16 protein-coding genes are annotated in these 21,055 nt (G+C 71.2%); 10 read left to right on the top strand and 6 right to left on the bottom strand.

Going from position 1 to position 21,055, the window contains the following annotated elements:
* The first annotated feature begins 1,283 nt into the window (after positions 1 to 1,283).
* Positions 1,284 to 3,020, top strand: coding sequence for a cytochrome bc1 complex cytochrome b subunit (gene qcrB, locus Pka01_RS26745; protein WP_203885644.1), 1,737 nt, complete (start codon positions 1,284 to 1,286; stop codon positions 3,018 to 3,020).
* A 466-nt stretch (positions 3,021 to 3,486) separates the two neighbouring features.
* A complete protein-coding gene (locus Pka01_RS26740; RefSeq protein ID WP_203885643.1) occupies positions 3,487 to 4,224 on the top strand; it encodes a hypothetical protein in 738 nt (245 codons plus the stop codon).
* Positions 4,225 to 4,372: 148 nt separating this feature from the next.
* Here the strand turns inward: Pka01_RS26740 and Pka01_RS26735 are convergent, their stop codons facing one another.
* From Pka01_RS26735 to Pka01_RS26710, 6 genes are all read right to left on the bottom strand, one after another.
* Positions 4,373 to 6,190: a gamma-glutamyltransferase family protein gene (locus tag Pka01_RS26735; RefSeq protein ID WP_203885655.1), complete on the bottom strand. Its 1,818-nt coding sequence runs from the start codon at positions 6,188 to 6,190 to the stop codon at positions 4,373 to 4,375.
* A gap of 63 nt (positions 6,191 to 6,253) precedes the next feature.
* Positions 6,254 to 7,246 carry an ABC transporter ATP-binding protein gene (locus Pka01_RS26730; RefSeq protein WP_203885642.1) on the bottom strand — a complete coding sequence of 331 codons (993 nt, stop codon included), beginning with the start codon at positions 7,244 to 7,246 and terminating at the stop codon, positions 6,254 to 6,256.
* Positions 7,243 to 8,232: an ABC transporter ATP-binding protein gene (locus tag Pka01_RS26725; protein ID WP_203885641.1), complete on the bottom strand. Its 990-nt coding sequence runs from the start codon at positions 8,230 to 8,232 to the stop codon at positions 7,243 to 7,245. Before Pka01_RS26725 ends, Pka01_RS26730 begins: the two co-directional genes overlap by 4 nt.
* Positions 8,229 to 9,116, bottom strand: coding sequence for an ABC transporter permease (locus tag Pka01_RS26720; protein WP_203885640.1), 888 nt, complete (start codon positions 9,114 to 9,116; stop codon positions 8,229 to 8,231). Before Pka01_RS26720 ends, Pka01_RS26725 begins: the two co-directional genes overlap by 4 nt.
* The gene (locus Pka01_RS26715) at positions 9,109 to 10,068 is read right to left on the bottom strand and encodes an ABC transporter permease (protein WP_203885639.1); all 960 of its coding nucleotides are present in this window, start codon (positions 10,066 to 10,068) and stop codon (positions 9,109 to 9,111) included. The genes Pka01_RS26720 and Pka01_RS26715 overlap by 8 nt, the downstream gene beginning before the upstream one ends.
* Positions 10,065 to 11,681, bottom strand: coding sequence for an ABC transporter substrate-binding protein (locus tag Pka01_RS26710; protein ID WP_203885638.1), 1,617 nt, complete (start codon positions 11,679 to 11,681; stop codon positions 10,065 to 10,067). Before Pka01_RS26710 ends, Pka01_RS26715 begins: the two co-directional genes overlap by 4 nt.
* A 206-nt stretch (positions 11,682 to 11,887) precedes the next feature.
* On the opposite strand from Pka01_RS26710, the gene Pka01_RS26705 reads away from it, so the two are divergent.
* From Pka01_RS26705 to Pka01_RS26670, 8 genes are all read left to right on the top strand, one after another.
* Complete coding sequence (locus Pka01_RS26705; protein WP_203885637.1) at positions 11,888 to 12,967, top strand: class I SAM-dependent methyltransferase; 1,080 nt, start codon at positions 11,888 to 11,890, stop codon at positions 12,965 to 12,967.
* 94 nt (positions 12,968 to 13,061) lie between these two features.
* Complete coding sequence (locus tag Pka01_RS26700; RefSeq protein WP_203885636.1) at positions 13,062 to 13,967, top strand: dihydrodipicolinate synthase family protein; 906 nt, start codon at positions 13,062 to 13,064, stop codon at positions 13,965 to 13,967.
* A complete protein-coding gene (locus Pka01_RS26695) occupies positions 13,964 to 14,965 on the top strand; it encodes a proline racemase family protein (RefSeq protein WP_203885635.1) in 1,002 nt (333 codons plus the stop codon). Before Pka01_RS26700 ends, Pka01_RS26695 begins: the two co-directional genes overlap by 4 nt.
* The gene (locus Pka01_RS26690; RefSeq protein WP_203885634.1) at positions 14,962 to 15,645 is read left to right on the top strand and encodes a GntR family transcriptional regulator; all 684 of its coding nucleotides are present in this window, start codon (positions 14,962 to 14,964) and stop codon (positions 15,643 to 15,645) included. The genes Pka01_RS26695 and Pka01_RS26690 overlap by 4 nt, the downstream gene beginning before the upstream one ends.
* A complete protein-coding gene (locus Pka01_RS26685) occupies positions 15,642 to 16,799 on the top strand; it encodes an NAD(P)/FAD-dependent oxidoreductase (protein WP_203885633.1) in 1,158 nt (385 codons plus the stop codon). Before Pka01_RS26690 ends, Pka01_RS26685 begins: the two co-directional genes overlap by 4 nt.
* Positions 16,796 to 17,083, top strand: a complete 288-nt coding sequence (locus Pka01_RS26680; protein ID WP_239115319.1) for a (2Fe-2S)-binding protein — start codon at positions 16,796 to 16,798, stop codon at positions 17,081 to 17,083. The genes Pka01_RS26685 and Pka01_RS26680 overlap by 4 nt, the downstream gene beginning before the upstream one ends.
* On the top strand, positions 17,067 to 18,548 hold the full coding sequence (locus Pka01_RS26675) for an FAD/NAD(P)-dependent oxidoreductase (protein ID WP_203885632.1): 1,482 nt from the start codon (positions 17,067 to 17,069) through the stop codon (positions 18,546 to 18,548). Before Pka01_RS26680 ends, Pka01_RS26675 begins: the two co-directional genes overlap by 17 nt.
* 235 nt (positions 18,549 to 18,783) lie before the next feature.
* A complete protein-coding gene (locus Pka01_RS26670) occupies positions 18,784 to 21,027 on the top strand; it encodes a serine/threonine protein kinase (RefSeq protein ID WP_203885631.1) in 2,244 nt (747 codons plus the stop codon).
* Positions 21,028 to 21,055: the final 28 nt, after the last annotated feature.

Raw genomic sequence — 21,055 nt, 5'->3', positions numbered from 1 at the left:
TTCGCCGGTGCGGTGCACGCGTTCCACCCGCGCGGTGATGGCGGAGATCAGCCGGTCTCGCGCGAACGCCAATTCCTGGGCTTGGGCCAGGCAAGCGTCGGGTGAAGCCGGTACCGCGGCCACTGCGAGCGCCGCAGCTGTTTCCACCAGGGTCGCCACCAGTTCATCCAGATCGACAGGCTCAGCTGCGTCTGGGGGTTCGGCCGGGGCGTCTGCCTGCTGCGTCTGACCGGTGCATGCCTGGTCGGGTGAGCCAGACTGCGGCGGGTCGTGTGGCGTTGAGTGATGCGGTGCGGAGTCTGACTGTGGCGGGTCGGGCGGTGCGGAATCGGGCGGTGCGGAATCGGGCGGTGCGGAATCGGGCGGTGCGGAATCGGGTGGTGCGGAATCGGGCTGTGCTGAGTCTGGTGGCACGGAGTCCGGGGGGAAGCCCGGCCATGGATCGGTCAGGGGTGGCGAGCTCAACGCGGAGCTGCCGTCGGTCGACCATGACCGGGCCCGTTTTGTCAGCTGAGCCCACCACTGCGGGCCGCAGGGCAGTTCTTTGGCCGGCTCGTGGGCCGATGAGGGTGCTGAGAAGGAGTGACGGCTCCCGCGCGGCTCGGCCACGGTGGCACTCCTTCCGCCCATCTGTATCGAACACCTGTCTGAATAATCTCACACTGAGTAGCCGTCCCGCTACAGATATCGAACGTGAATTCTAAGCTCGGAGTGAACGCGGTGTCCGCAATGGCCGCGCAGAGCGGCTGCGGTTAATGCTTCTGCGGTTAATGCGCCTGTGTGGAGTGCTCCTGTGCGGCTGGTGCTTCTGTGTGAGGAGAGTCCGTCCCCGTGACCGGATCTCGCATCAGCGCGCGCATCGGACACCGCGCCTGGCGGCTGCGCGACGCCGCCCGCGCCCGTCTCCTCATCGAATGCACCTCTATGTGGCTGGTCGCAAGGTTTGTCAACAAACCAGGTGGATAGGCTGGAAGAGAACTGAAATGGCGCCGGTTGGCTGAAATCCGCCGCATGCGCGCGGAGGACATCCGTCAGGCGTTCCTGGCGGGCTGTGACCGTTCCGCCCCGCGGTGCTCACGCCGTGGTTTGTTGCGGTTCACCCGTGAAAGCGTCGTATTCACGTCGCGAAGTTCACGCCGTGAAGGCGCCGCGCTCGCGCCTCGAAGGCGTTCTGTCCGTGGCCGGACCGCGGAAGGCCGAGAGGCGTGCCAGGGGCCCCGGACCGGCTGACGCCGCAGGACGCTCGGGCCGTGCCGTCCTGCCCGATCTCGGAGAGGGCACCCATGGAGACTGCCCCGAAGGCCATCGCAGGGGTCGCCACGTTCCTCGACGACCGTGTGGGTGCGGGCAGCTTCCTCAAGCGGAACCTGAGGAAGATCTTCCCGGACCACTGGTCGTTCCTGCTGGGCGAGATCGCGCTCTACTCGTTCATCATCCTGCTGCTGACCGGCACGTTCCTGACGTTCTGGTTCAGGCCGAGCATGGGCGAGGTCGTCTACTCCGGCTCGTACCAGCCGCTGGTGGGCGTGAAGATGTCCGAGGCGTACGCCTCGGCGCTGAACATCAGCTTCGACGTCCGCGGCGGCCTGCTGATCCGGCAGATCCACCACTGGGCGGCACTGCTGTTCGTGGCCGGCATGACGGTTCACATGCTGCGGGTGTTCTTCACCGGCGCCTACCGCAAGCCGCGTGAGCTGAACTGGCTCATCGGCCTCGGACTGCTCACGCTCGCACTGCTGGAGGGCCTGACCGGCTACTCCCTCCCCGACGACCTGCTGTCCGGCGCCGGTCTGCGGATCACTCAGGGCGTCATCCTGGGCATCCCCGTTGTGGGGACGTATCTGGCATTCCTGTTGTTCGGCGGAGAGTATCCAGGCCAAGACATCATTTCGCGGTTCTTCACGATCCACATCCTGCTGATTCCGGGCATCCTGCTGGCGCTGATCTCGGCCCACCTGGTTCTCATGTGGGTGCAGAAACACACGCAGATGCCGGGCACGGGGCGGACCGAGAAGAACGTGGTGGGTGCCCCGTTCTTCCCGTCCTTCATGGCCAAGTCGGGTGCGTTCTTCCTGTTCACCTTCGCCGTCGTCGCGCTCCTGGCGACCTTCGCCCAGATCAACCCGATCTGGCTGTTCGGTCCCTACACGCCGGCGGACATCGGGGCGGGCAGCCAGCCCGACTTCTACATGGGATTCCTTGAGGGCTCGCTGCGGTTGATGCCCGCCTGGGAGATCAACTTCCTGGGTTACACACTCTCGTTGAGCGTGCTGATCCCGGCCCTGTTGCCCATGGGGATCATCCTGACCATTCTGGCCCTGTATCCGTTCGTCGAGCAGTGGGTGACCGGCGACCGCCGCGAGCACCACACCGCCGATCGGCCGCGCAACAACCCGGTCCGCACCGGGATCGGGTGCGCGGGCATCACGTTCTATGGTCTCCTCTGGCTGCTCGGGGCCAATGACGAGATCTCGGCCAACTTCCACATCAGCCTGTACGAGACGACGATCTTCGGTCGCTTCGCCATCTTCCTTGGTCCGGCGATCGCGTTCTTCGTCGCGTACCGGATCTGCATCGGCCTGCAGCGCAGGGACGCGGCTCTGCTGTCGCACGGCGTCGAGACGGGTGTCATCAAGCGCCTGCCGCACGGCGAGTACATCGAGGTCCACACCCCGTCCGCGCAGGACATCGCCGACCACATCCGGGGCAAGAAGGAGATCCCGATCATCGAGAGCGGCGTCGACGGAGAGGGCGTCCCGCCGAAGGAGACCCGCACCGTCATCGGCAGGCTCCGGGCCAGGATGAGCCGCGCCTACGGTACGGACCACGTCCCGTTCATCGAAGAGCACGCCGCCATCACCGCAGGCGAGCGCCCCCATGGCGGCGACCGCTCCCCTGATGGCGACCAGTCCCAGGGCGGAGACCACGCGCATGCTGGCGACGGGCAGGCCGGGGAGCGCGCGTCGCTCACCGGGCGGCGGCGCTTCGGCGGGTCCGGCGGCGGGCGCCCCTCCCGGTAGGTCCCGCAGGCCCGGTAGGTCCCGCAGGCCCGATAGCCCACAGGCCCGATAGCCCACAGGCCCGATAGCCCACAGGCCCGATAGGCCCACAGGCCCAATGGCCCACAGGCCCGATAGGCCCACAGGCCGACGTCCGGCGCGCCGGGCTGGTTAAGCCTGTTCCGTTCCCACTGCCGCGTTCACGCGTGAGCGCGGCCGCCCAATCACGCTCACTGAAGCCTGACGCCCGCCCCTGGCGCCGGGCCGATTCCACGCCGGTGCAAGCCGCTGTAAAGCAGGGACGAGCGCATACAAGCTTGGACGAGTACGTACAAGCTTGGACAAGCAGCGACAAGCCGATGTAAGCCGTCCGCAAGCAGGGCGGCCGGGCGTCGCAATCACGCTGCAAGGAGCGCGATCTATCTCTTGTCGTGCGGCACCCGAGATCACCTCGGAATGCCGGCCCTCTCACTACAGGAGAACCACTATGCGCCCCTTGATCCGCACGTTGACCGGAACCGGGTCCGGAACCCGCCGCGTCGCTTCGCTGGCCGTCACCGGCGCCGTCCTCGGCACCGCCCTCATGGGTTGCGGTGCCATCGGCGCGATCTCGAACGTAGTCGATTCCGCCAACACGCTGTCCACGTTCGCCGACCGGCTGGGGAAGTCGGCCGACCTCACCTTCACCGCCACGTACAAGACCTCCGACGGAGGCAAGGTGACGCTGGTCCAGGAGCCGCCGAACTCGGCGTTCATCGGCCCCGACGGCAGGTACGTCTTCACGCCCGACCACATGTTGTTCTGCGAGAAGAAGACCTGCACCAGCGCGCCGTCGGCCGCGACAGGTGACGCCGGGGCGCTGACGGCCGCGACCGGCCCGGGCTTCGTCACACCGGAACTGGCGCTCGGTTTCGTCACGGCGGCCGCGGTCGTTCCGGGTGCGCACATCGAGAGCGAGGAGAAGGAGATCGCCGGCCAGAACTCGCTCTGCGCCACCGCCAGCGGACTTGAAGCCGTCGCGTCGCCGGACGACAGTGAGGCGCCGAGCGACTTCACGGTGTGCGTCACGGAGACGGGCGTCCTCGCCTCCTTCACCGGCACGTTGACCAGTGGCGAGAAGGCGTCGATCGAGTTGGTGGGCTTCACGGACGAGGCCGACGCCAAGGCGTTCGAGGCGCCAGACGGCGCCGAGGTCACCGAGGCCACGGGCCTGCCGACCACCTGACACAGCGCCGCAGCACCGGACCGGAGCGCCGCAGCACTGGAGCGCCGCAGCACCGGACCGCCGGACCGCCGGCCCGCCAGAACGCCAGAACGCCGAAAGGCCAGCCGCCGAAACGCCGGCTCGCCGGAACGCAGAACGCCGAGCGCCGCTACCGGCCCACCGCGTAGCCCTGCGCGCCGCGCGGGTTGGCCGCCGCGTGGAGGAAACCGCCCGGGGCCGTGTCCCGGGCGACCGCGCTCAGCCGGCCGAGCGACCACGGGTCCCGGACCTCCACCTGGTGGCCGCGCCGCCGCAACTCGGACACGAGTGCCGGGTCCGCCCGCTCCTCGATGTGCAGGACGCCCGGCAGCGAGCCGCGCGGGAAGAACGAGCTGGGGAAGTGCTCGGAGTGGAACATGGGCGCGTCGACGGCCTCCTGGAGGCCGAGCCCGCCGTGGACCACGGAGAGGAAGAAGTTCAGGCTCCACTGGTCCTGCTGGTCCCCGCCGGGAGTGCCGAACGCCAGCCAGGGCCTGCCGTCCCGCAGGGCGAACGAGGGGGACAGGGTGGTGCGCGGCCGAGCACCGGGGCGCAGCGACGCGGGCAGCCCGTCCTGAAGCCAGAACATCTGGCCTCTCGTGCCCAGGCAGAACCCGAGCGCGGGGATCGTGGGGGAGCTCTGCAGCCAGCCGCCGCTGGGCGTGGCGGAGACCATGTTGCCGTGCCGGTCCACGACGTCGACGTGGCAGGTGTCGCCCCTGACCCGGCCGTCGCGGCCCACTGTCGGCTCGCCCACGGTCGGCTCGCCCACGGTCGGCTCGCCCACGGTCGGCTCGCCCACGCCGGCGGTCCGGCGCGTGCGCGACACCCCCGGCGCGTGGCTGACCGTGCCCGGCCCCGGCAGGTCGGGCAGCCGCGGGGCGCGCCCGTCCGGTGCGCCCGGCCGAAGCTCGTAGGACGCGTCCGCGCCGACCAGCGCGCGCCGTTCCGCGTTGTACGCCTCGCTCAGCAGGCCGGCCATCGGCACGTCGGCGAAGGCCGGATCCCCGTACCACGCCTCCCGGTCGGCGAAGGCCAGCTTGGCGCACTCGATGACGGTGTGCACGTAGTCCGGGCTGAGCCGGCCCATCCCGCCCAGGTCGAACCCGGACAGCAGCGCGAGCTGCTGCAGGAAGACCGGACCCTGCCCCCACGGGCCCGTCTTGCACACGGTGTGCCCGTGGTAGTCGAAGGTGAGCGGCTCCTCCACGGAGGCCGTCCAGTCCGCGAGGTCGTCGCCGGTGAGCAGCCCGGAGTGCGGCTCTCCCGAACTGTCGAGCCAGGCCTTGCCGACGCTGAACTGGGCGATCTCCTCGGCGACGAAACCGCGGTACCACGCGTCCCTGGCGGCGGCGATCTGCCCCTCGCGCGTGGCGGAGGCGCGCGTCGCCTCGGCCACCAGCCGCCGGTAGGTCGCGGCCAGCACCGGGTTGGTCAGCCGTGAACCCGGCTCCGGCACCCGTCCGTGTGGCAGCCAGGTGGCGGCCGAGGTCAGCCAGTCCTCGGCGAACAGCCGCTCCACCGTGCCGATCGTCGCCGAGATGCGCTCCAGCACCGGGACGCCGTGTTCGGCGTAGGAGATGGCGGGTTCCAGCACGTCGGCCAGCGACCACGTGCCCCAGCGCTCCAGCATGAGCATCCACCCGCCGAAGGCGCCGGGGACGGTCGCGGGCAGCAGCCCGGTGCCCGGGACGACGTCGAGGCCGAGGTCGGCGAACCGCTCGATGGTCGCCGCCGCGGGCGCCACACCCTGGCCGCAGACGACGAAGGGCCGCTGCTCGGCCTCGCTCCACAGCAGGATCGGCACCTCGCCGCCCGGCCCGTTGAGGTGCGGTTCGGCCACCTGGAGGACGAACCCCGCCGTGACGGCCGCGTCGAAGGCGTTGCCGCCGCGCTCCAGCACGCTCATCCCGGCCGCCGAGGCCAGCCAGTGCGTGCTCGCCACCATTCCGAAGTCGCCCGTCAGCTCGGGTCGTGTGGTGAACACCCGGTTCCCTTCGTCAGTATTCGATCAGTATCCGATCGTCCGCCCGGGGACGGCCGCGTCGGGCCGGTGCTCGGCCGTCACCAGGTGACAGGCGGCGGGGTGGGCGCCGCTCCGGGGGTCGGCCAGTTCAGGCTCGACCGTACGGCAGGCGTCGAAGGCCAGCGGGCAGCGGGTGTGGAAACGGCAGCCCGCCGGAGGGTCGAGAGGGCTCGGGACGTCGCCGCCGAGGACGATCCTGCGGCGCTCGCGCGCCTTCACGGGGTCGGGCACGGGAGCCGCGGACAGCAGCGCCTGGGTGTACGGATGCCGGGGCCCGGCGAACAGCTCCGCGGTCGGCCCGGTCTCCACGATCCTCCCCAGGTACATGACGGCGATCCGGTCGGCCAGGAACTCCACCACGGACAGGTCGTGGGTGATGAACAGGCAGGAGAAGCCCATGTCGCGCTGCAGGTCGGTGATCAGGTTGAGCACCGACGCCTGGACCGAGACGTCGAGGGCCGACACCGGCTCGTCGGCCACCACGAGTTTCGGCTCCAGGATCAGCGCCCTGGCCAGGCCCACCCGCTGCCGCTGCCCTCCGGACAGCTCGTGGGGGAGACGCGTCATCATCTCCGTGCGCAGCCCGACCTTCTCCAGCATCGCGGCGACGCGTTCGGCCGCCTCGCGCCCGCGCGCCAGCTTGTGCCGCAACAGCGGCTCGCTGACGATCTGCTCGATGGAGAAGCGCGGGTTGAGCGAGGAGTAGGGGTCCTGGAACACCATGTGGACGTCCCTGCGGAGCGGCCGCATGGCCCGCCGCGACAGGTGGGTGACGTCCCGGCCGCCAAGGGCGATCGTGCCGGAGGTCGGCTCGGTCAGGCGCAGCACGCACTTGCCGACGGTGGACTTTCCGCTGCCCGACTCTCCGACCAGGCCGAGAACCTCGCCCTGACCGATCGTCAGCGACAGCCCGTCCACGGCCCTGACCTGGCCGTAGTGCTTGACCAAGGAGTCGATCTGCAGGACGGGTTCTGTCACGGCTGTTCTCCGGGGTGCCCAGGGTGGAAGCAGGCGGCGAGGTGCGCCGGGCCGTGCCGTACGAGCGGGGGCCGGGCCGCGAGGCAGTCGTCCTGCCGTCGCGGGCAGCGGGCGTGGAAGGCACACCCGTCGGGGTCGGTGAGCGGTGAGGGGACCATTCCGGGGATCTCCGCCAGCCTGCGCCGCCCGGCCGGGCCGGCGACCGCGGCGGCGGGCAGGGCCCTCATGAGCCCCAGCGTGTACGGGTGGCGGGGACGGGCGAACAGCTCCTCGACGGGGGCCTGCTCGGCCGCCCGGCCCGCGTACATGACCACGGCCCGGTCGGCGATGTCGGCGACCACGCCGAGGTCGTGGGTGATCAGGATGATCGCGGTGCCCAGCCGGTCGCGCAGGTCGCGGAAGACGTCGAGCACGCCCGCCTGGATCGTCACGTCGAGGGCCGTGGTCGGCTCGTCCGCGATCAGCACGCGCGGTGAGCACGCCACCGCGATGGCGATCATCACGCGCTGGCGCATCCCGCCGGAGAGCTGGTGCGGGTACTCCTTGATCCGCTGGGCAGGGGCCGGGATGCCGACGAGTTCGAGCAACTCGACCGCCCGGCCGCGGGCGGCGGCGCGCGACAGGTTCTCGTGCCTGCGCAGCACCTCGGCGATCTGGAATCCGACGGTGAACGACGGGTTGAGGGAGGTCATCGGCTCCTGGAAGACGACGGAGACCTCCGAGCCGCGCACCTGGCGCATGAGCGGCTCGGGCAGGGTGGTGAGCTCGCGGCCGCCGAGCCGGATCGAGCCGGACAGGCGCGTGGTGTGGGGCGGCAGCAGCCTCGGCACCGCCATCGCGGTGACCGTCTTGCCGCAGCCGGACTCCCCGCACAGCGCCAGGATCTCTCCCTCCTCCAGGCTGAACGAGATCTCCTTGACCGCGTGGACGTGGCCGTCCTCGGTGTCGAAGCCGACGGTGAGGTCGGTGACGTCGAGAAGACTCACAGGCCGCTCCTGGGATCGAGGACGTCGCGCAGCCCGTCGCCGAGCAGGTTGAATCCGAGGGTGGCCAGCGCGATCAGCACGCCCGGCCAGATCGCCAGCCACGGGGCGACGTCGAGGTACTGCTGCGCGACGGTGAGCATGACGCCCCACGACGGCGTGGGCGGCTGCACGCCGAGGCCGAGGAAGGACAGCGTGGCCTCACCGATGATCGCCGTCGGGATCGCCACGGTGGCCTGGACGATCAGCGGGCCGGCGCAGTTCGGCAGGACGTAGCGGAGCAGGATGTGGCCGTCGGTCGCGCCGTCCGCGATCGCGGCCGAGACGTAGTCCATCTCCTTGATCGCCAGGACCTCGCCGCGGGTGATCCGGATGACGGCGGGGAGCTGGGCGAAGCCGAGAGCCAGCACGACGCCGGTGAGCGACGGGCCGATGATCGCGGCCAGGCCCACGGCGAACACCAGGAACGGGAACGCCAGCGTCACGTCGACCAGCCGCCCGACCAGCGGGTCGAGCCAGCGCCGGTAGAAGCCCGCCAGCAGCCCGATCGGGATGCCCGCCGCCATGGCGACCAGTGTGGACAGCACGCCCGCCTGGAGCGAGATCCGCGCGCCCGAGGCGATCCTCGCCAGCGCGTCCCTGCCGAGGTCGTCGGTTCCCATCGGATGGGCTGCCGACGGCGGCGCGAGTGTCGCCGCGTAGTCCTGGGTGACGGGGTCGCCGGTCACCAGCGGCCCCACCAGGGCGAGCAGGAGGAACGCGGCGACGAGCACGAGCCCGGTCATCGGCATCGGGCGGCGGCGGAAGCGCCGCCACAACCGTCGTCGCCGCTCGGCCGGACCCGCCGCGGGGACCGCGCCGACGGGGACCGTCATCTGGTCAGCCATGGGACGCCCCCGACAGCCGGATGCGCGGATTGAGGAAGGCGTACGCGATGTCGACCAGCAGGTTGATCACCACGTACGCGGTCACGGTCACCAGCACCACGGCCTGGATGACCGGGTAGTTCCTGGTCAGCACGGCGTCCACGGTGAGCTTGCCGAATCCGGGGATCACGAAGATCTGCTCGGTGACGACGGCGCCGCTGATCAGCGCGCCGAGCTGCAGGCCGAGCACCGTCACGACGGTGGTGAGGCTGTTGCGCAGCGCGTGCACGCCCACAACGGCGCGTTCCGGCAGGCCCTTGGAGCGGGCCGTTCTGATGTAGTCGGCGGACAGCGCGCTCAGCATCGCCGAGCGGGTCTGCCGCATCAGCACGGCCGCGAAGCCCATGCCGAGGACCAGCGTGGGCAGCACCATGCGCTGCAGGTTGCCGACCGGGTCCTCGGTGAAGGGGACGTAGCCGGAGGCGGGCAGCCAGCGCAGCGTCACCGAGAACAGCAGGATGGCGAGCAGCCCGAGCCAGAAGGGCGGGACCGACAACCCGGCGAGGCCGAAGCCGGTGGCCACGTAGTCGGCGAGGCGGCCGCGCCGTACGGCGGCGACGATGCCCGCGAGCACGCCGACCGTGATCGCCACCAGCATGGCGAGCGCGGTCAGCTCCAGCGTCACCGGCAACCGCTCGGCCAGGATCGTCGTGACGGGCAGCTGGTCCTGGGTGGACCGGCCGAGGTTGCCGGACAGGGTCTGCCGCAGATACTCGACGTACTGGACGGGAAGCGGCTGGTCGAGGCCGTACTCCTCCCGGATGGCCGCGACCAGGGCCGGTGAGGCGTCCTCACCGGCCATGACCACCGCCGGGTCTCCCGGCAGCGCCCTGACCCCGAGGAAGATCAGGACGCTGCCCAGGAGCAGCACCATCACCGCCGCGCCGCAGCGCCGCAGAATGAACCAGGTCATTTGGTGGTGAACCCGGCCGTGGTGAAGCGAGGCAGGCCGTCCTTGTAGTACTGGACGCCGGCGACGTTCTTGTGCATGCCCAGGTAGTACTTGTTGTGGTACAGGTAGATGAATCCGCGCAGGTCAGCGGCCTTTTGGATGGCCTTCGCGTACAGCTCGGCCCGCTCGGCCGTGTCGGTGGCCGCCGCGGCCTGCTTGATCGGCTCGTCGATGTCGGGGTCCGACATGCCGGGGTAGTTGTTGCTGCCCCCGGTGGTGATGATGTTGGTCAGGTTGCCGTCCGGGTCGACGCGGCCCGACCAGCCGGTGAGCAGCGTGTCGTACTTGCCCGCCCCGCCCTGCTCCAGGGTGGCGACGAACTCGGCGGTCTCCACCTTGACGTCGAAGCCGACCTCCTTGGTCATCTGCTGGATCACCTGGGCGAGCCGCTGGTTGGTGGCGTCGTTCGGCGTGGTCAGGGTCACCGGGATCGGCGCCGGCACGCCGGAGGCCTGCACGAGCTGCTTGGCCTTGGCCACGTCGTGCGGTGCGCACTGGAGGCTCGCCGCGCGGTACGGGCTGTCGGCCGGCAGCGGGAAGCAGTCGGACTCGTACAGGCCGTTGTAGACGGTCTTGTTGATCGCGTCACGGTCGAGTGCGAGCTCGAACGCCTCGCGGAGCTCCGGGCTCTTGCCGAGCGCGGTGTCCACCGAGCCGTACTTCTCCGTCGAGCCGGCGACGTTGCCGATGTTGACGTTGATCCCGAAGTAGCCGAGACCGCCGCCCGACACCACCTTGAGGTCGGGGTCGGACTGCACCCCGGCGACCGTGGTGGTGGCGAGCTGGTCGCCGACCTGCACGTCTCCCGACCTGAGGTTGGCGGCGCGGACGTTGGGGTCGACGATGATCTTGTAGACGAGCTTGTCGAGCTTGACCTTGGCGGCGTCGTAGTAGTCGGGCGCGCGCTCGAGCACGATCTCGCTGCCGGAGGTGCGGCCGGAGAACTTGAACGGCCCCACGCACACCGGGTTCGCGCCGAAGGCGTCGCCCTCGCTGTCCAGCGCCTTGGGCGACATGATCATGCCGGCCCGGTCGGCGAGCTGGGCGGTGAGCGGGGTGGCCGGCCGCGACAGGGTGAGCTTGACCGTGTCCTCGCCCACCGTGGTCACGTCGGTGACGGCGGCGAGATCCGCCTGCCGGGCGGACTTCTCCCAGGAGCGGTGCCGGTCCAGCGACTTCTTGACGGCCGCCGCGTCCAGCACGGTTCCGTCGTTGAACTTGAGGCCCGTCCGCAGCTTGATCGTCACCTCTTTGCCGTCGCCGGAGAGCTGGGGCATGGCGGCGGCGAGCTGGGGGAGCAGCGTGGAGGTCGCGTCGATGTCGTAGAGCTTCTCGCACATGTTGACGAAGACCTCGCGGCCGACGAGCGTCGTGGCCGTGCTCGGGTCGAGCGCGTCGGGGTCGGCGTTCAGGGCGACGGTGAGCGTCCCGCCGTTCTGGACGGTGCGGTTGTCGGCGGTGGCGTCGGCCACGGAGGGGGCGCTGGTGGGGGCGCCGCCTCCGCCGCAGGCCGCGGCGGCGAGGGATAGGGCCACGAGCGGCACGGTCAATTTCAGGTGGCGCGCGGACTGCATCCGTTCCTCCTGGAAGATTCTTGTGCAAGAACGTATACAGGGTCCTGTATTTCGTATTCGTTACATTTCCGTGGAGTTTTCTGACGTATGTAGTTATGTCAGGTTGTGCGGCATCGCCCGGAGCGGCGCCCTGTTTACTCCCCGGTGTTACCGTGTGACCGATTTGGTGTTGTCAATTGGTGGAGTCGCACGGGACGCGAGGAGAGGTGACGACCGTGGTGGATGTCGGGAGGCTTGACCGGGACCGGGTCGAGGAGTTCCAGGGGCGGGTGGCCGTCGACAGCGCCGCCGCGTTCGCGGGGCTGTCCACCTCGATCGGCGCCAGGCTCGGTCTGTACCAGGCGCTGGCCGGGGCCGGATGGCTGACGTCGGACGGGCTGGCCGAGCGCTCCGGGGTCGACGAGCGGTACGTGCGGGAGTGGCTGGCCGTCCAGGTGGCCGGCGAATACGTGCTCTACGACGCCGGGACGGGCACCTACCTGCTGCCGGACGAGCACGCCGCCGTCCTGGCGGACCCGGACTCGCCGGCGTACATGATCGGCGCATTCACGATGCTCAAGCCGCTGTACGCCACCGAGGACGCACTGGTGGACGCCTACCGCACGGGTGAAGGCGTGGGCTGGGAGGAGCACGGGCCCGAACTGTACGAAGGAGTCGCCGCGTTCTTCCTCCCCGGCTACGCGGCGATGTTGGTGCAGGAGTGGCTGCCCGCGCTGGACGGCGTCGTGGAGAAGCTGGAACGGGGCGCGACGGTCGCCGACGTCGGGTGCGGCTTCGGCCATTCCACCCTGCTCATGGCACAGGCGTTCCCGAACTCCCGCTTCCGCGGCTTCGACTTCCACACCCCCTCGCTCGAGGCGGCGCGCCGGGAGGCGCACGAGCGCGGCCTGAGCGACCGGGTGACGTTCGACCTGGCCGCGGCGCGGGACTTCCCGGGTGAGGGCTACGACCTGATCACCTATTTCGACTGCCTCCACGACCTCGGCGATCCCGGAGCGGCCTTCCGGCACGCCGAGCGGACGCTGGCGGGGGACGGCGCCTGCATGGTCGTCGAGCCGAACGCCCCCGCCGATCCCGCGGCGCTGATCAACCCGATCGGCCGGTCCTTCGCCTCCGCCTCCGCCGTGCTCTGCCTGCCCGGCGCGGTGGCCCAGAAGGGACCGCAGGCCCTGGGCAACCACGCGGGGGAGGAGGCCTTGCGTGCTCTCGCAGCGGAGGCCGGGTTGCGCACGTGGAAGGCGGCCGCGGAAACCCTCACCAACCGCGTCTACGAGGTCAGGCGATAGCCGGGTCCCCCGGTCTTGAGAATCGCGGGGACGGCGTTTAACAATGTGACATTGCATTGAGAACGTGCCGCATGCGTATTCGAGGAGAGCTCGGATGACCACCCCCACCCGGCCCTGGCGTGGCGTTCACGTCGCGGCGGCCCTGCCCTTCAACGACGACCTGTCCGTCGACTACGCCGGATTCGCCGAACACGTACGGTTCCTCGCCGCGGGAGGCTGCGACGGGGTGGTGCCCAACGGTTCGCTGGGCGAGTACCAGACGCTGACCCCCGAGGAGCGGGCCCGCGTCGTCGAGACGGCCGTCCAGGCCGCTCCCGCGGGATTCGGCGTGATGCCCGGCGTCGCCGCGTACGGCGCGCTCGAGGCCCGCCGCTGGGCGGAGCAGGCCGCCGCCGCCGGAGCCACGTCCGTCCTTCTGCTCCCGCCGAACGCATACCGCGCCGGCAGGGAGGCCGTCGTCGGGCACTACCGCGAGGTGGCCAAGGCCGGCCTGCCGATCGTCGCGTACAACAACCCCATCGACACCAAGGTCGACCTGACTCCCGGACTGCTCGCCGAGCTGTTCCACGAGGGCCTCATCGTCGCCGTCAAGGAGTTCAGCGGCGACGTCCGCAGGGCGTACGAGATCGCCGAGCAGGCGCCCGGCCTCGACCTGCTGGTCGGTGCCGACGACGTGCTGCTCGAACTGGGCGTCGCCGGGGCCGTCGGCTGGATCGCCGGCTACCCGAACGCCTTCCCCGAGTCGACGTCCGCGCTCTACCGGCTGGTGACCTCCGGTGACGCCGCCGACATCGCCGAGGCGCTGCCGATGTACCGCGACCTGCACCCTCTGCTGCGCTGGGACTCCAGGACCGAGTTCGTCCAGTCGATCAAGTTGTCCATGGACGTCGCCGGCCGCAAGGGCGGTGCCTGCCGTCCGCCGCGCCTGCCGCTCCCGTCCGAGCAGGCCGACCGGATCGCCGCCGACACCGAGGCCGTCCTCGCGAAGGGGTACAAGTGAGGTCCCGCCGCACCTTCCACGCCGTCGACTCGCACACCGAGGGCATGCCCACGCGTGTCATCGTGGGCGGCGTCGGGACGATACCCGGCGCGACCATGGCCGAGCGCAGGCTGTGGTTCATGGACAACAGCGACGACGTCCGCACGCTGCTCATGTACGAGCCGCGCGGCCACGCCGCGATGAGCGGAGCGATCCTGCAGCCGCCCACCCGGCCGGACGCCGACTACGGGGTGCTGTTCATCGAGGTCTCCGGCCTGCTGCCGATGTGCGGCCACGGCACGATCGGCGTCGCCACGGTCCTCGTCGAGACCGGCATGGTGCCCGTCGTCGAGCCGGTGACCACGATCAGGCTCGACACCCCCGCCGGGCTCGTCGTCGCGTCCGTCGCGGTCGAGGACGGCGCGGCGACGTCGGTCACCATCCAGAACGTGCCGTCGTTCTCGTACGCGCTCGACCAGAAGGTCGAGGTCCCCGGCTTCGGCGAGATCGCCTACGACATGGCGTTCGGCGGGAACTTCTACGCGGTCGTCGAACTCGACGACCTCGGCCTGCCGTTCGACCGCTCCCGCGCCGGTGACCTGCTTACCGCCGGCCTGCGGATCATGGACGCGGTGAACGAGCACGACCGGCCCGTGCACCCGGAGCGCGCGGACATCAACGGGTGCCATCACGTCTATCTGAAGGCGCCGGGCTCGACCGCGAAGTTGTCGCGGCACGCCATGGCGATCCACCCCGGCTGGTTCGACCGCTCCCCCTGCGGCACGGGCACGAGCGCCCGGATGGCCCAGCTCCACGCGCGCGGAGAGCTGGGCGTCGGTGCGGACTTCGTGAACGAGTCGTTCATCGGCACGCGCTTCACGGGCCGGCTGCTCGGCGAGACCACGGTCGGCTCGCTTCCCGCGGTGCTGCCGTCGATCACCGGCCGGGCGTGGGTCACCGGCACCTCGCAGTTCCACCTCGACCCCACCGACCCGTTCCCCGCCGGTTTCCTCCTGTGAGTCCGGCCCCCGTTCCCGGTCTGCAGGGCATCGGCCGGCGGGAGAACCTCCGCGACCGGGTCAGGGACGCCCTGCGCGCCGCGATCATCTCCGGGAGGCTTGAGCCCGGCGTCGTCTACTCGGCCCCCGTGCTGGGGGCCCAGTTCGGCGTCTCGCCCACCCCCGTGCGGGAGGCCATGCTCGACCTGGTCAAGGAGGGCCTGGTCGTCGCGCACCCGAACAAGGGCTTCCGGATCACCGAGGTCTCCGACGAGGACCTCGACAACCTGGCCGCCGTACGGCTGCTCATCGAACCGCCGACCGTGCGGGACGCCGTGCACGTGATCGCGGAACAGGACCTTCCCGGGCTGCGGGCGCTCGCGCAGGCCATCGTCGACGCCGCCGAACGCGGTGACCTCGTCGGATACGTCGAGGCCGACCACGTCTTCCACCTGACCCTGCTCGGCTACAGCGGCAACCCGTTCCTGCTGGAGGTCGTCTCCGGCCTGCGCGCCAGGACACGGCTGTTCGGCCTGGAGTCGCTGTCGCGCGGCGGCAGGCTCGGGGCCTCGGCGGCCGAGCACCACGAACTGCTGGACCTCGTCGAGGCCCGCGACGCCGCCGGGGCCGAGGCCCTGATGCGCCGTCACATCGGCCACGTGCGCGGGCTCTGGGCGGGCGCCCCCGAGGACGGGCCGTGACCGCGGATCTCGTCGTCGTCGGGGCGGGCGTGGTCGGCGCGGCCTGCGCGTACTTCGCGTCGCTGGCCGGGCTGCGCGTGGTGGTCGTCGAGCGCGGCGCGCTCGCCGGAGGCACGTCCAGCGCAGGGGAGGGCAACCTGCTGGTCTCCGACAAGGAGGAGGGTCCCGAACTCGACCTCGCGCTGTACTCCCAGCGGATCTGGCGTGAGGACCTCGGGCCGCACGCCGGCCTGTGGGAGTTCGAGTCCAAGGGCGGGCTGGTCGTCGCCGCGTCGGACGAGGGTCTCGCCTCGCTGCGCGAGCTCAGCGTCCACCAGCGCCGATGCGGGGTGGAGGTGCGCGACGTCGCGCGGGACGAGTTGCGCGATCACGAGCCGCACCTTTCCCCGGGGCTCGCCGGGGGAGCCTTCTACCCCCAGGACGCCCAGGTCCAGCCGATGCTGGTGGTCGCGCACCTGCTCCGCCTTGCCCGCGAGGCGGGCGCGCGGGTGCGCACCCGCACCGAGGTGACCGGGTTCCTGCGCGACGGCGACAGGGTGACGGGCGTGCGGACCACCGGCGGCGACATCCCGGCGGGCGCGGTGCTCAACGCGGCCGGCACGTGGGCCGGCGGCGTCGCCGATCTCGCCCGCGTGCACGTCCCCGTGCTGCCCCGCCGCGGCTTCATCCTGGTCACCGAGCCCCTGCCGGCCCGGACGATCCGTCACAAGGTGTACGCCGCCGAGTACGTCGGGGACGTGGCCAGCTCCGACGCCGCCCTGCAGACCTCGCCCGTCGTCGAGGGGACCGGCGCCGGCACGATCCTCATCGGCTCCTCGCGCGAACGCGTCGGCTTCGACCGGACGGTGTCCGCCAAGGCGGTCGGCACGCTCGCGGCCAAGGCGATCGCGCTGTTCCCGATGTTGCGGGAGGTCCGCGCGATGCGCACCTATCTCGGCTTCCGCCCCTACTGCCCGGACCACCTGCCCGTCATCGGGCCGGACCCGCGCGCCCCCGGCCTGTGGCACGCCTGCGGCCACGAGGGCGCCGGCATCGGCCTGTCCGCGGGGACGGGCAGGCTGATCGCCCAGGCTCTCGCGGGGGACGAGCCCGATCTGGATCTCACCCCGTTCGCCCCCGACCGGTTCCCCGTGGCGGAGGAGGCGCTCCGGTGACCTACCAGATGACCTTCCGCGGCGCCGCCGTCCCCGCCGAGCCCGGCCAGAGCGTCGGGGCCGCCCTCGTGGCCGCGGGGATCCTCGACTGGCGCACCACCCGCGTGGGCGGCAGGCCACGCGGCATGTTCTGCGGCATCGGCGTCTGCTTCGACTGCCTGATCACGGTCGACGGCGTGCCCAACCGGCGCGCCTGCCTCGTCCCTGCCCGGGACGGCATGACGCTCGGCGACGACGCGGGGGACACCGTTGGCAGGGAGGACGGCGATGCCGGACACGTATGACGTCGCCGTGGTGGGCGCCGGTCCGGCGGGGCTGGCGGCCGCCGTGGAGAGCGCCGCGGCCGGGCTCGGCGTCGTCCTCATCGACGCCGCCGGACAGCCGGGCGGCCAGTACTGGCGGCACTACGACGAGAACCACGCCCGCCCCGACGACCGTCGCGGCCACCACGGCCTGCGGACCTTCACCCGCCTGCGCGAACGCCTGGACGTCCTGATCGGCGCCGGCCGGATCCGGTATCTCCCCGGCCACCAGGTATGGCTCATCACCCGTGGTGAGGGCGGGGAGTTCACGCTCCGGCTGACCCCGACCACGTCACCGGCGACGGACGGCACCGACGGGCTGAGCCGGGCTGAGACGGCGCGGGCACTGATCCTCTGCCCGGGGGGATACGACCGGCAGTTGCCCGTCCCCGGATGGGACCTGCCCGGCGTCATGGCCGCCGGGGGAGCGCAGGCGCTGCTCAAGGGCCACCGAACGCTCGCGGGCAGGCGCGCCGTCGTCGCCGGCACCGGGCCGTTCCTGCTGCCGGTGGCCACGGGCCTCGCGCGGGCGGGCGCGGGCGTGGCGGCCGTCGTCGAGGCCAACGGCACACTCGGATGGCTGCGTGACCCGGTGGGGACGATGTCCGTCCCGGGCAAGGGAGTCGAGGCGCTGCAGTACGCGGCGCTGATGGCCCGCCACCGCGTTCCGTACCGCCGCGGGACCGTGATCCGCGAGATCCTCGGCGAGGGCAGGGTCGAGGCGGTCCGAATCGCCCGGGTCGACCGGGCGGACGGCCGGCTCGCCGGGCCTGAGGAGGAGATCGCAGCCGACCTCGTGGCGCTCGGCTGGGGCTTCACCCCCTCGCTCGAACTGCCGCTCATGCTCGGCGCGCAGACCAGGAGGGACGTCGACGGCTCCCTCGTCGTGGTCGTCGACGACCTCCAGCGCAGCACCGTCGGCGGCGTGTACGTCGCGGGGGAGGCGACCGGCGTGGGCGGCGCCGCACTGGCCGTCGCCGAAGGCCGCCTGAGCGCCGTCGCCCTCGCCGTCGCACTCCGCCGTGCGCCCGAGTCGTCCCGCGAGGCGGTCACGGCGGTGATCCGGCGGTTGAGAGGGGAGATCCGGCGGGGGCGGAGGTTCGCCGCGGCCATGCACCGCGCGTACCCCGTGCCGGTCGCGTGGACGCGGTGGCTGACCGGCTCGACCCTGGTGTGCCGCTGTGAGGAGGTCTCCTACGGCGATCTCGTCCGCGCCTGCCGCGACCTCGGGGCGCAGGACGCCCGCACGCTGAAGATGCTCGCCAGGCCGGGGATGGGCTGGTGCCAGGGCCGGGTGTGCGGCTTCGCGACCGCGGAGATAGCGGCCTGCCTGAACCGCCGCGAGACCACCGCGGAGGACCTGCGTCCGCTGTCGACCCGCAGTCTCGCGGTGCCGGTGACCCTGGGCGAGCTCGCCGCCCTCGCGGACGACGCGCCGGGCGGTTGAGATCGGGCGACCCGTCCGGCGGTTGAGCTCGGGGCCGACCCGGCGTGCCGAAGAACACCAGATCATTTGCCGAAATTTGTTGGCATATGCGCGCTGACCTTGGCATATGCTGAATTCTCATATCTTTGCGTAATCAAATCATCACTGTGGTGATCTACCAATCCCGCGGCACTCCACGCATTCGGTGAGCCTTCGTCTGGGAAATCAGGACCGTCATCACTCCGAGGGGACATCGATGAACGCCTGGTCCGTTCCCGGATACCGGGAAGATCGCGAGCTCGGGTCCGGCGAGACCGGGCGGGTCGTGCTCGCGACGTACGTGGAGAACGGCGGCCGGGCGGCGATCAAGTACCTGAGCGACGAGCTCAGCTCCGACGCCAGCTTCCGCGTCGCGTTCCGCGACGAGGCCCGCCGGCTGGCCGAGATCGCCGATCCGAACATCGCGCGTGTCTACGGGTACGTCGAGAGCCACCTCGACTCCGCCGTCGTCATGGAGTTCGTGGAGGGCGCGTCACTGCGCGAGATCCTCCGCGAGCGTGGCGCCCTCAGCCCCGAGGCCGCGCTGGTCGTGCTGAAGGGCTCGCTCCTCGGACTGGCGGCCGCCCACGACGCCGGCATCGTCCATCGCGACTACAAACCGGGGAACGTCCTCGTCCGGGCCGACGGGTCGGTCAAGCTCACCGACTTCGGCGTCGCCGTCGCCGCCGACCCGAGCCTGCCCGGGGGCACCCCGCTTTATCTGGCGCCCGAGCAGTGGAACGGCGCCTCCGCCGCTCCCGCGACGGACCTGTACGCCGCGACCTGCGTCTTCTTCGAGTGCCTCACCGGGCATGCGCCGTACGACGCGGACCACGTGGCGACCCTGCGGCAGCTGCACCAGGGGGCGAGGATCCCGGTGGACGGTGTGCCGAACCCCCTCCGGCACCTGGTGATCCGTGGACTGGCCAAGAACCCGGCGGACCGTCCCGCGAGCGCGAGGGAGTTCGTCGGCGAGTTGGAGATGGCGGCCTTCGACGCGTTCGGGCCGGAATGGGAGCGTCGCGGCCGCCGGCAGCCCGCCGCCGACGCCGACCTGGGCCTTTCAGCCGCCGACCTGGGCTTTCCGCCCGTGGACCCGGGCCTGTCCCAGGTGCGGTCTGGTCCTTCTTCAAACGATCGGGACCCGCGGACGAGTACCGGATCGAGGCGGGCCGTGCGCCGGCCGAGGCGTTACGGCTTGCCGATCCTGATCACGTCCGGAGTGCTCGCGGTGGGCGTCGTGGCGGCCGTGGTCGCCGTCAACCGCGACACCGGGCACACGTCGCAGATCTCCGCGGAGCAGGCGAGGACGGGCGGTGCGACGGCCGCTCCGGCCGAGAGCGCGACGCCTGACACGAGCCCGTCGCACACCCGGGCCACCTCCCCGGCCGAAGCCGGCGGCTCGAGCCCCGTCCCGGCCGGCACCGCGTCGGCGAGCACCGCCCCGGCGAGCACCGCCCCGACGAGCGCCGCGCCCGTGACGCCCAACGACCTGAAGGTCGCCGGGTTCGACGGGCGTACGGCCACGGTCCGGGTGAAGACGCCGACATCGCAGAGCATCACGCTGACCGCACGCTTCGCGGAGGGCCCGTCTCCGTCGAAGCTCACCGTCAGCGGCAGGAAGACGGTCGAGCTCGACGGCTCCACGTCGTACCACCGCTCGATCAAGGGCGGGTTCACCGCGCCGGACTGTGGCCGGACCGTATACCGCCAGGTGACGATATCGGCGGGCACGCCGGTCACCCGGGCGCGGAGCAAGGTCGTCGCGGTGAAGGGCGACGCGTGCCCGGCTCCGTCGGTCGAGAAGGCCGCCGTCGACTGGGACGGACGCACCGCCAGGATCACCGTGACGACCGACGGTCCCGGCGAGGTCCACCTGGCGGCGGAGTTCACCCGCCGGGAGAAGAACGGCCCGGCGAAGGTCGTGGCCAACGCGAGCCGCACCCTGTCCGGCGACACGACGTACAACCTCTCGCTGCCGGGTCATCTCGGCACGGTCGACTGCGGCGAGACCGCCTACTTCGGGGTGAAGGTGACCACCGACCCCGCAGCGGCTGACGGGCCGCAGACCAGGGAGGTGCAGATGTCCGGGCCGAAGTGCGGGCCGCCCACCGTGTCGATCGCCTCCTGGGACGGCAGCACACTCTCGGTCAAGGTCACGAACGCCTCACCGGACCCCGTCACGCTGACGGCCGCCTTCCGCCAGACGGTCACCGCGGGCAGGCGGACCGTGAAGCGCGACTCCCGCCACGAGACCGAGCTGTCGGGCGACTCGGCGTACAACCAGATGTTCACCGTGCGCTTCGCGACTCCTCAGTGCGGATACGAGGACGTCAGAAGGGCCGAGGTGAACGTCAGCTCAGCTCTCGGCACGGCGAGCGACGCGGCCACCAGCGTGCACAGGGGCGACGCCTGCGCCGGATCGATGCGGCAGCCGACCGGGAAAGGCCGGGCCGGCTGAAACCCGGAGGCGAGCGGGTCGACGCTCG

This window comes from Planotetraspora kaengkrachanensis (assembly GCF_016862895.1).
Classification (GTDB): Bacteria; Actinomycetota; Actinomycetes; order Streptosporangiales; family Streptosporangiaceae; genus Planotetraspora; species Planotetraspora kaengkrachanensis.
The sequence above is the reverse complement of the archived record's forward strand: the minus strand, read 5'-3'. Positions and strand labels throughout refer to the sequence as shown.